The organism is Spirillospora sp. NPDC052242 (genome assembly GCF_040679555.1).
Classification (GTDB): domain Bacteria; phylum Actinomycetota; class Actinomycetes; order Streptosporangiales; family Streptosporangiaceae; genus Spirillospora.
Genome location: NZ_JBFAUZ010000039.1, coordinates 84,267 through 91,416, shown reverse-complemented (window position 1 = coordinate 91,416; position 7,150 = coordinate 84,267). Strand labels below are relative to the sequence as shown.

Annotated in this window: 9 protein-coding genes; 2 read left to right on the top strand and 7 right to left on the bottom strand. The window is 74.0% G+C overall.

All coding sequences use genetic code 11. The features are described from left to right. Positions 1-88 precede the first annotated feature (88 nt). Positions 89-292: a cold-shock protein gene (locus AB0L25_RS28705; RefSeq protein ID WP_500175832.1), complete on the bottom strand. Its 204-nt coding sequence runs from the start codon at positions 290-292 to the stop codon at positions 89-91. Between the two features lie 279 nt (positions 293-571). On the opposite strand from AB0L25_RS28705, the gene AB0L25_RS28700 reads away from it, so the two are divergent. Then, positions 572-799, top strand: a complete 228-nt coding sequence (locus AB0L25_RS28700; RefSeq protein ID WP_500175831.1) for a hypothetical protein — start codon at positions 572-574, stop codon at positions 797-799. 111 nt (positions 800-910) lie between these two features. On the opposite strand, the gene aztD is transcribed toward AB0L25_RS28700, so the two are convergent. The 4 genes from aztD to aztB are packed head-to-tail and all read right to left on the bottom strand — an operon-like array spanning position 911 to position 5,170. After that, entirely contained in the window at positions 911-2,098 is a 1,188-nt protein-coding gene (aztD, locus tag AB0L25_RS28695) for a zinc metallochaperone AztD (protein ID WP_500175830.1), read from the bottom strand. A 44-nt stretch (positions 2,099-2,142) separates the two neighbouring features. Continuing rightward, complete coding sequence (gene aztC, locus AB0L25_RS28690; protein WP_500175829.1) at positions 2,143-3,090, bottom strand: zinc ABC transporter substrate-binding protein AztC; 948 nt, start codon at positions 3,088-3,090, stop codon at positions 2,143-2,145. Next, positions 3,084-4,295 (bottom strand): PQQ-binding-like beta-propeller repeat protein, encoded by a 1,212-nt coding sequence (locus AB0L25_RS28685; protein WP_500175828.1) that lies wholly within the window; start codon positions 4,293-4,295, stop codon positions 3,084-3,086. The genes aztC and AB0L25_RS28685 overlap by 7 nt, the downstream gene beginning before the upstream one ends. Beyond that, on the bottom strand, positions 4,292-5,170 hold the full coding sequence (aztB, locus tag AB0L25_RS28680; protein WP_500175827.1) for a zinc ABC transporter permease AztB: 879 nt from the start codon (positions 5,168-5,170) through the stop codon (positions 4,292-4,294). The genes AB0L25_RS28685 and aztB overlap by 4 nt, the downstream gene beginning before the upstream one ends. Positions 5,171-5,218: 48 nt before the next feature. Here aztB and aztA point away from each other — a divergent pair, with 48 nt between their 5' ends. Continuing rightward, positions 5,219-5,881 carry a zinc ABC transporter ATP-binding protein AztA gene (gene aztA, locus AB0L25_RS28675; protein ID WP_500175826.1) on the top strand — a complete coding sequence of 221 codons (663 nt, stop codon included), beginning with the start codon at positions 5,219-5,221 and terminating at the stop codon, positions 5,879-5,881. Here the strand turns inward: aztA and AB0L25_RS28670 are convergent. Both AB0L25_RS28670 and AB0L25_RS28665 read right to left on the bottom strand, forming a co-directional pair. After that, the gene (locus tag AB0L25_RS28670; protein WP_378300658.1) at positions 5,872-6,192 is read right to left on the bottom strand and encodes a GroES family chaperonin; all 321 of its coding nucleotides are present in this window, start codon (positions 6,190-6,192) and stop codon (positions 5,872-5,874) included. The two genes, aztA and AB0L25_RS28670, sit on opposite strands and share 10 nt — an antisense overlap. Before the next feature lie 10 nt (positions 6,193-6,202). Continuing rightward, positions 6,203-7,111 carry an NAD-dependent epimerase/dehydratase family protein gene (locus AB0L25_RS28665; RefSeq protein WP_500175825.1) on the bottom strand — a complete coding sequence of 303 codons (909 nt, stop codon included), beginning with the start codon at positions 7,109-7,111 and terminating at the stop codon, positions 6,203-6,205. Positions 7,112-7,150: the final 39 nt, after the last annotated feature.

Below are 7,150 nucleotides of genomic sequence, written 5' to 3'. Positions count from 1 at the left end.
TGGGCTGCCGCGTGGTGGTGTGGGGTGTGTGGGGGGGGGGGGGGGGGGGGGGGGGGCGGGGGCCGCCCCCCCCCCCCCCGCCGGACGATCAGGCGAGAACGATGTTCTCCGCCTGCAGGCCCTTCTGGCCCTGGGTGATGTCGAACGACACCTTCTGGCCCTCCTGGAGTTCACGGAACCCCTGGGCCGCGATGTTGGAGTAGTGGGCGAAGACGTCGGCGCCGCCGCCGTCCTGCTCGATGAATCCGAAGCCCTTTTCCGCGTTGAACCACTTGACGGTGCCGGTGGTCATGTCGATCTCCTTCAGGTCGGTTCCCGGCGCGCGACCTGCGCACCGGGCTGCCGCGATGGCCCATCCGGAAGATCCAGAACAACAAAAATGCGCTTGAGGCCGAACGCCGCAAGCGCACCAGAAACATGTCTATGGGAACCGCAACCGATTAGTACGCTACCACACGAATCCGGGGATGCGCGGAAATCTTGCGCGGGCGGCGGTGACGCACGGGTAAATTTCATGTCAGACATCGGGGCGTCTCCCGGTAGTGACCCGGTGAGCGCATACTGAGGAGTGATGAAAACGTCCAAGCCCGCTCAGCGGCGACACCTGCCGACCAGTCCGTTCAAACCACCGCCCGCGGCGCCGCCGGTCAAGGAGTTCGAGCTCCAGGACCGCGTCAGCCATGACAAGTACGGGCTCGGCCGCGTTCTGGAGATCGAGCCCGGACGCGCCGTCCTGGTCGACTTCGGGACGGAGAGGGTCAGGATCCTCGCGCCGTTCGCGAAGCTCTTCAAGCTCTGAGTCCGCCGGGCCCTTCCGGGGCCCGGCCCGCCGCGGTCCTCCCGCCCGCTCCCGGGCGGAGGCCGCGGGACGCCCGTGGCGCGGGCGCCCGCGGCCTGTCCGCGGCCGTCCTCAGACGCCGGTCAGCTCGTTGGTGGGCTGCGGCGTCTGAGCCTTCGTCTTCACCTCGCCCGATTCGATGTCGACGGCGTACACCGTGCGGCCGCCGGGGTCGGTGACGTACGCGGTGTGGTCGCGCACGAGGAGCGTGGGCCGGGGCCGCTGCCACTCCAGCGGCTCCCGCCACGCGCCCATGATCTCGATCTTCTTCGTCACCTCGGCGCGTTCGGGGTCGATGACGTGCAGGGCGCCGTCGGTGCCGAGGACGAGCGCCTCCCCGTGGGGCCCGCGCGCCAGCGACCGGAACGTGTAGCTCGTCCCGAGGTCGACGAGTTCGAGGTCGCCGGTCCGGGTGTCGATGAGGGAGACCCGTTCGGGACGTTCGAGTTCGGCGTCGGGGTCGGTCTTGTAGTCGCCGAGGACGATCGGGGACTCCTCGTGGCCCGCCTGGTTGCCGATGCGCCCGTACTCGTCGGGCGCCTTCACCTTGGTGATCTCGCCGTTGCGGTAGATCAGCGCGCCGTTCTCGCAGCCGATGACGACGGCCTCGCCCTGGGCGGTCGCCTCGCCGTGCACGCCCGGGCACTCCTCGCTGCGGGCGACCTCCTTGCGGTTCGCGTCGAGGACGTGCACGCCGGTGCGCTCCTCCTCGGTGCCGAGCGTGGTCAGCAGCTCGCCGTTGGAGAGCGCGACGGCGACGCCGTGGTGCGCGTGCTCGCTGTCGTGGGTCCGCGTCTCGGGCAGCCCGCCGCCGAGCTCGGTCGGGTCGAAGATCGTCACCTTCCCGGTGCCGTCCGCGAACAGGACGGTCTTGCCCGCGTGGTGCACCACGTGGCCGGGCTTGGGCGCGGCGAACTCGTCGTCGGTGAGCCGGGCGCCCGCGGCGTCCAGGACGCGGAAGCCGGTGGACGTCGAGACCATGACGTGGCGGCCGTCGCCGGCGGGGTTGACGCGGTTGAAGCCGTCCAGGGGGATGTCCTCGACGACCTTGAGCGTCACGGGGTCGAGGACGTACAGGCCGCCGTCGTAGGTCGCGACCAGCGGGTCCTTCACCTTGACGGCGGCGGGCGCGGACGTCTCGCTCTGCGCGGCGGAGTCGCCGTCGCTCTGGCCGCACGCGCTCAGCGCGAGGCCGAGCGCGACCACCGTCGCGGGCAGCGCGGCCCGCGCGCGGGTCCGGGATCGCAGGGGGTGTCTCATCTCTCGTCTCATTTCCGCTGGGGGATCGGTCGGGTTCGTGCGGGTCAGCGCGCCGCGAGGCCCTTGGCGATGGCCTCGGTGTTGGCGCGCATCATCCGCAGGTAGGTGGGGGCGCCGCCGTCGGCGGCGGTGAGCGACTCGGAGTAGAGCGGGACGACCGCGATGTCGAGCCCGGTCTCCCGCGCCATGACGCGCACGAGCCGGTCCGGCTGGGAGGAGTCGGCGAACACGGTGCGGACGCCCGCCCCGCGGACCGCGTCGGCCAGCGACTTCAGGTCCGAGCCGCTGGGCGAGGCGAGCGTGGTGCCGCTCGGGATCACGGCCCCGACGACCTCGAAGCCGTAGCGCTGGGCGAGGTAGCCGAACACGTGGTGGTCGGTGACGAGGTTGCGGCGGCCGGGCGGGATCTTCGCGAACTCGCCGCGCATGTACGCGTCGAGCTCCTCGACCTTCGCCCGGTACGCGGCGGCGGCCGCGCGGACCCCCGCCTCGTCGATCCCGTCGACGTGCTCGACGATCCGGTCCGTGATCACGTCGACGGCGTCGAGCATCCGGACGGGGTCGGTCCAGAAGTGCGGGTCCGGTTCGCGCGCGGTGTCGCCCCCGGCGTAGGGGATCGGGTCGACCTCCGCGCCGACGGCGAGGGCCGGGACGCCCTGGTCCTCGGCCGCCCGCACGTTGCGGGCCACGCCCTCCTCGAGGCCGAGCCCGTTGTGGATCAGCAGCGCGACCTCCTCGATGCGCGCGGCGTCCCGCGCGGACACGCCGAACGAGTGCGGGTCGGCGTTCGGCTTCATCAGCACCGTCACCTCGGCCCGGTCGCCGACGATGGCGCGCGTGACGTCGCCGAGGATGTTCGTGGTGACGACGATCCCGGTCCGTTCGGAGCCCAGTGCGGAGCAGCCCGCGACCGCCAGGCAGAGCACGGCGAGCAGCGCGGCGAGGCCCCGGCGGCGGCCGTCCGCGGGACGGGGCGCCGGCGCGGTCACCATCCCGTCTCCACCATGTGCGCGGGGGAGAAGGGCAGGTCGAACGTGCGCGCCACTCGTAGCTCGTCGTTGTAGTCGATCTCGTGGACGGTCTTGGCGGCCGGGTCGTTGACGTAGGCGCGTGCCGTGTCGACCTCGATCACCGGCGCCGCGCCGTCCGCGCCGTCCGCGCCGCCCATGTCGTCCAGCAGGTCCGTGCGCGCGAGTTCCTCGCCCGTCGCCGGGTCGTAGGAGCGCAGCGCGCCGTCCTCGCCGAGCAGGAGGACGGGCGAGTCCTCGCCGACGGCGTTCACCGCGACCGCGGGCCCGTCGCCGACGCGGTGCCACGCGCGGGCGCGGACGTCGAGCACCCAGGCGCCCTCGTCCCCGGCCCGCGCCGCGAGCACGTCCGATCCGGGGCGGTGGCGGAAGTCCGCCGCCCGCTCGTCGCGCGGCACCGTCCCCGGGTAGGCGATCTTCGCTGCCTGGAACGTTCCGTCCTCGCCGGTGACGAGCAGCGCGCCGTCCGCGCAGCCGAGGACGGCGCCGCGCCGGGTCGTCGCCTGCCCCGCGGGCTCGGGGCACGCCTCGGGGAGCCGCGACACGCGGCGGCCGTCCCGCCGGTGGACCGTCACCTCGCCCGCCGCGGAGGCGACGACCAGGTGCTCGGCATGGGCGACGGCCGCCCGGCCCGGGACGCGCGCGAGTTCGGCGAGCTTCCCGGAGTCGAGGGCCTTCCGGTCGAGGACGCGCACTTCCCCGCCGCCCGCCAGGGCGGTCACGGCGAGGTCGCCGCTGACGCCGGAGGTTTCCGGGACGTCCGCGTCGCCCACCGTCCGTGCGTCCGCGCGGTAGTAGTGCACGTGGTCGCCGTGGTCGACCGTCCAGGTTCCGCCGTCGAAGACGCGCAGGCCGTTCGGGGTCGACAGGTAGGCGAAGCGGCCGTCGGTGCGCGCCGCCGTGACCCCGGCCGCCTCGCCCGCGGGCGCGGTCTCGCCGGTCGCGGGGTCGAGCGTGTGGATCCGGCCGCCGCCCGCCTCGGTCAGGACGAGCCGCCACTGCGCCTCGGCCGTCTCCTCGGCGCCCTCCACGTAGCCGTGCGGGGTCGGTTCGGCGCCCGCGGACTCCTGTTCGCCGCCGGAGCCGCCGCACGCCGCGAGGAGGACCCCCGCCGCGAGGACGGTCACCGGCGCGCGCCACCGGGCGCGTCTCGTGCTGCCACAGATCATGACGAGTACTCGGGTTCCTTTCGTCGGGAGCCTCCGGGCCGCGCCGGGGCACCGCGCGGACGGCGGTCGCGCAGGCCGGCGCCCAGCGCGGAGAGGAAGAACAGGGCCACCGCGGTCGCGGCGATCGTCGCCCCGGCCGCGGTGCCCAGATGCCAGGAGACGAGCAGGCCGGTGAAGGTCGACAGCGCGCCGAGCAGCGCCGCCCCGGCCATCACCAGCGGGACGCTGCGCGCCCACAGCACCACCGCCGCGGGCGGCGCGATCAGCAGCCCGAACACCAGCAGGGTGCCCACCACGTGGAAGGACGCGGTGATCGCCAGCGTCAGCAGCGCCAGCAGCAGGCCGTTCGCGAGCCGGGGCCGCATGCCCAGGGTCCGCGCCTTGCGCGGATCGAAGGTCAGCGCGACGAACGCGCGGTGGCCCGCGGCGGCGATGCCGGCCGCGACGCACAGCGCCGCCGCGAGGACGGCCAGGTCGCGCGGCCGCACCGCGAGGACGTCCCCGAACAGGAAGGCGGTCAGGTCCACCGCGAAGCTCTGCGAGTGCGACACCAGGATCACGCCGGTGGCGAGCATGCCGACGAACAGCAGCCCGATGCCGGTGTCCTGGGACAGCCGCGGCGACCGCGACAGCGCCGTCACGCCCAGCGCCATCGCGGCCGCGCTGAGCAGGGCGCCCACGAACAGGCTTCCGTTCAGCAGGGACGCCGCCGCGACGCCGGGCAGCATGCCGTGCGACATCGCGTCGCCGAGGAAGGCCATGCCGCGCAGCACGACCCAGGTGCCCGCGAGCGCGCAGATGCCGGAGACCAGCAACCCGCCCACCAGCGCCCGCTCGACAAAAGACACCCCAAAGGGGGCGAAAAGCCACTCCATGAGCAAGGATCGTACAATGAAAACCGTTATCGTTAGCAAGGAGGGTCGATGGACGAGACGGCGATCACGATGCGCGGGATCCGGGCGGGCTACGGCGGCACGACGGTGCTGCACGACATCACGGCCCGGGTGCCGCGGGCGCGCGTGACCGCCCTCGTGGGCCACAACGGCTCGGGAAAGTCGACGCTGCTCGGCGTCCTCGCGGGGGCGCTCCGGCCGACGGCGGGCACGGTGGAGCGTTCCGGGGACCGGCGGCCCGCGCTGGTGCTCCAGCACACCGACGTCCCCGCCGCGATGCCCATGACCGTGCGGGACGCCGTGGCCATGGGGCGGTGGGTGGACCGCGGCTGGTGGCGGCCCCTCACCGGGGCCGACCGGGGGCTGATCGCGGACTGCATGGAGCGCGTGGGCGTCGCCGGCCTCGCCCGCCGGCAGCTCGGCGAGCTGTCCGGCGGCCAGTACCAGCGCGTGCTCATCGCCCAGGGGCTCGCGCAGCGGTCCGACCTGCTGCTGCTCGACGAGCCGGGGGCGGGCCTCGACCGCGACTCCCGGGAGCGGATCCTCGAGATCTTCGGCGAGCTCGTCGCGGACGGCGTCACGATCGTCCACGCGACGCACGACGCCGACGCGGCGGCGCGCGCCGACCACCGGCTGCCGCTGAAGGAGGGCCGGCTCGCCGAGGAGCCGGCCCTAGCGCGGGATCAGAGGTAGAGGCCGGTGCCGTGCTCGGGGCGCTCGCTGGCGATGGCGTGCAGGTCGCGCTCGCGCATGACCAGGTAGTTCTCGCCCTGGATCTCGACCTCGTACTGGTCTTCGGGGTGGAACAGGACGCGGTCGCCGGGCTTGACGACGCGCACGTGGTGGCCGACCCCGCAGACCTCGCCCCAGACCAGGCGGTTGGTCTCCTCGACCGTCGCGGGGATCACGATCCCACCGGTGCTGCGGCGTTCCCCGCTGTCCTTCTCGACCTTGATCATGACACGGTCGTGAAGCATCTGGACTTCGAACTTCGGCTCGGACACGCGGGCGAGTTTAGTCGTTTGTGCGGGTGAGGGCGTTCCAGGCGTCCCCGACGATCTCCGGGAGGGCGCGGGACGCCCGCCAGCCGAGGTCGGCGCGGATCGCGGCGGCGTCGCACACCAGCTCCGCGGGCTCCGGCCGGGCCGGGCGCCGCAGCGCGCGGACCGGCCGCCCGGTGACCCGCTCGACGGTCGCGACCACCTCGTGGACGGCCGCGCCCGCGCCCGTCCCGACGTTGTAGACGCGGTCCTCGCCCGGCCGGACCGCCTCCACGGCGCGGACGTACGCGTCCGCGAGATCGTCCACGTGCAGGTACTCGCGGACCGCCAGCCCGTCGCCGTTGACCTCCAGGTGCGGTGCGTGCCCGGCGGCCACCGCGAGCGCCTTCGGGATCAGCCGGGTGAGGTCGGGGTCGGGACGGCCGTCGACGGACCCGGACACGTTGAACGTGCGCAGGATCACCGCGCCGATCGCGCCCGTGCGGGCGTGGTGCCGGATCATCTGCTCGGCGGCGAGCTTGGTCGCGCCGTACGGGCTCGCCGGCGCCGTCCCGGCCGTCTCCGGGATGGGCCCGCCCCCGGGCGGGACGCCGTACACCGCGGCGGTCGAGCCGAACACCAGGCGCGTCCCGCCGCGGCCGACGGCGCGCAGGAGGGCGAGGGTGCCCTGCACGTTCGTCTCGTAGTAGGCGAGCGGATCGTCGAACGACGCGCGGACGCGGGTGAGCGCCGCGAGGTGGCACACGCCGTCGTAGGGCCCCGCCGGCAGGGCGCCGAGCAGGTCGCCCGCGACGGGACGGACGCCGCGCGGGAGGTCCGCGTCGCGGCGGACGAGCCCGTCCACCTCGTGGCCCGCCTCGGCGAGCCGCCGCGCCACCGCGTAGCCGATGTAGCCGCCCGCCCCGGTCACCAGGATCCGCATGCGTCCCAGCATCGCCCATCAGGCGGGTCGATGCAGGGG